Genomic DNA, 1,628 nt, shown 5'->3' on the forward strand with positions numbered 1-1,628 from the left:
GACAGTGACCTCAGCCGGAACGGACGCGCGGGGCGGTCAGAGCATCCAGGGCCGGGCGTCTGGACACCCTTCCCGTGACCGTCGACCGCCACCACGAGCAAGAGGGTGGCGAGAAGGACCTCAGGGTCGGTGGGCGCGACAGATCGCTACACACTCCCACTCGGCTTAGCGACTACCGACCGTCTGTGGCTGGGCATAGGCCGCACACGACCACTTCCCCTCCCACTCGGCTTAGCGACTGCGGGTAGTGAGAGGGGAGGGGAAGGCGTGGAGGCAGGGAAGGGGAGGGGAAGGGGAGGGGACGCGAGGGGGTGAGGGGGTGAGGGGGTGAGGGGGTGAGTGGGGCGCGCGGGACCGGGATCCGGACCGGGATCCGGACTGGGATCCGGACCAGAAGGGGGACAGGAAGCGGGACCGGAAGGGGGACGAGAAGCGGGAGGGGAAGGGGGACCGGAAGGGAGGAATGGGATCCGGACCGGACACGTGACTGGGCTGGGACCTGCGCTGGATCGGGTGGGGAAGCGGTAAACGATCAGTTCTCGGATCCTGAGGGGGAAATGGGAGTCGTGAGGTGATCGGAGGGACGGGAGGATGGGGTCATGCCAAGTGAGTCGGACGAGATCGAGCTGAGCGAAGACGAACTGCGTGAGATCACGGGCTACGCGGCTGAATGCGCGCGTAGGGTCCTGTCGGTCTTCGAGCAGGACCATCCTGGCGATGCCCGCCCGCGTGAGGCCATCGAGGCGGCAGAGGTGTTTGCCGGGGGCGGGCGGCGGACGGCCGCTTTGCGGCAGTGCGGGTGGGCGGCCTACAAGGCGGCGCAGGAAGCCGATTCGCCTGCGGCGATCGACGCGGCACGAGCGGCGAGCCATGCGGCCGGTGCGGCGTACCTTCATCCGAAGGCAAGTTCCCATCAGATCAAGCACATTCTCGGTGCCGCAGCGCACACGGCGCGGGCGGAAGAACTGGCATCCGGAGAGAACGACCAGATCGCTGCCCAGACGCTTGAATGGGCGCGCCATCACGCACCCCCAGCGGTCTCCCGCGTACTCGGCCGCATGCCCGCCCCACCCGCCGGAGGCGGCCGCGTAGGGGAGTTCATCCGAGAGCTCGACACCGCCCTGCGCCCCACGGGACCCACTGCCCAGACCGATCCCTGAGGTCGTCGGAAGACGACCGTCTCGTCCTCCGCCCACTTGCCGCAGTCGCTAAGCCGAGTGGGAGGGGAAGTGGTCGTGTGCGGCCTATGCCCAGCCACGGACGGTCGGTAGTCGCTAAGCCGAGTGGGAGTGTGTAGCGATCTGTCGCGCCCACCGACCCTGAGGGGCTGGTCGTCCCCCTCTTGCTCGTGGTGGCGGTCGACGGTCACGGGAAGGGTGTCCAGACGCCCGGCCCTGGATGCTCTGATCGCCCCGCGCGTCCGTTCCGGCTGAGGTCACTGTCCTGCCGGAGCGGTGTGCGGATGACCGCCGGCCGGAGAAGGGCTGCGCATCTCCGACCAGGCCGCTCCTCCCCACTCCTCCCCCCGGCCATTCCCCGGGGGGATCCCGGAAGTCTTGTGTTTTTCCGTGGTGGGACGGTCCGTCAAGGGTGGCCGGAGGCCATCGCGTAGCGACGCGACGCAGGAG

General features: G+C 68.9%; 1 protein-coding gene. It reads left to right on the forward strand.

Annotated elements, in window-relative coordinates:
• Positions 1-599: 599 nt before the first annotated feature.
• The gene (locus AC061S_RS44365; protein ID WP_478691564.1) at positions 600-1,160 is read left to right on the forward strand and encodes a putative immunity protein; all 561 of its coding nucleotides are present in this window, start codon (positions 600-602) and stop codon (positions 1,158-1,160) included.
• The last annotated feature ends 468 nt before the right edge of the window (positions 1,161-1,628 follow it).

The sequence above is a fragment of the Streptomyces sp. CA189 genome (assembly GCF_056428985.1).

Bases quoted from the DNA above. Each gene is read 5' to 3' on its own strand.
- AC061S_RS44365 (WP_478691564.1), top strand. From the start codon at position 600: ATGCCAAGTGAGTCGGACGAGATCGAGCTGAGCGAAGACGAACTGCGT.